Source organism: Streptomyces sp. SID12501, from assembly GCF_010550245.1.
Lineage (GTDB): Bacteria > Actinomycetota > Actinomycetes > Streptomycetales > Streptomycetaceae > Streptomyces.
In genome coordinates this window covers 1-793 of sequence record NZ_JAAGLU010000163.1, presented here as the reverse complement: position 1 = coordinate 793, position 793 = coordinate 1, and the positions used below count along the sequence as shown (strand labels likewise).

At 72.9% G+C, this 793-nt stretch carries 1 protein-coding gene; it reads right to left on the bottom strand.

Annotated elements, in window-relative coordinates:
* A partial coding sequence (locus G3I71_RS44995; RefSeq protein WP_203733015.1) for a S1C family serine protease occupies positions 1–793 on the bottom strand: 793 nt, incomplete at both ends.

The following is a 793-nucleotide window of genomic DNA, read 5'->3' as shown; positions in this document are numbered from 1 at the left end:
AGGCGTGCTCGGCCTGGCCGTCCTGGATCAGCTGACCCGCGATGTTCTTGGTGACGTTCACCGGGATCGCGAAGCCGAGGCCGATCGAGCCCGACTGCTGGCTGAGCGTCGCGATCGACGACGTGATGCCGATGACCCGGCCCGTCGCGTCGAACAGCGGCCCGCCCGAGTTGCCGGGGTTGATGGCCGCGTCGATCTGGATCGCGTTGGTCACGGCCGCCTCGCCGCCGTTCTCCTGCGTGGAGACCGGACGGTCGACCGCGGACACGATGCCGGTGGTCACCGTGTTGGCCAGGCCGAGCGGGTTGCCGACCGCCATCACCGGGTCGCCGACCGCGACCTCGTCGGAGTCGCCGAGCGCCGCGGCCTTGAGGTCGGAGGGCGCGTCGACGAGCTTGACGACCGCCAGGTCGGTGCTCGCGTCGGTGCCGACCACCTGGGCCTCGAACATGCGCCCGTCGGTCAGCGTGACCTGCACGTTGCCCTCGGCGCCGGCGACCACGTGGTTGTTCGTGAGCACGTGGCCCGCGTCGTCGATGATGACGCCCGAGCCCTGCGCCTCGCCCGAGGACGTCTTGACGTCGATGGCCACGACGGACGCCTGCACGGCGGCCGCGACGGCCTGCCAGTCCGGGTTCTCGTTCGACGAGCCGGAGACCGGCACGTTCTCGGCGGTCGAGCGGCCGACGTCGGCGAGCGACGCCGAGCGCTGCGACGACCCGGGAGCGGCGTCGCCGACCAGACCGCCGACGCCGGCGACCGCGCCGCCGCCCACGGGCACGCCGATCACCCC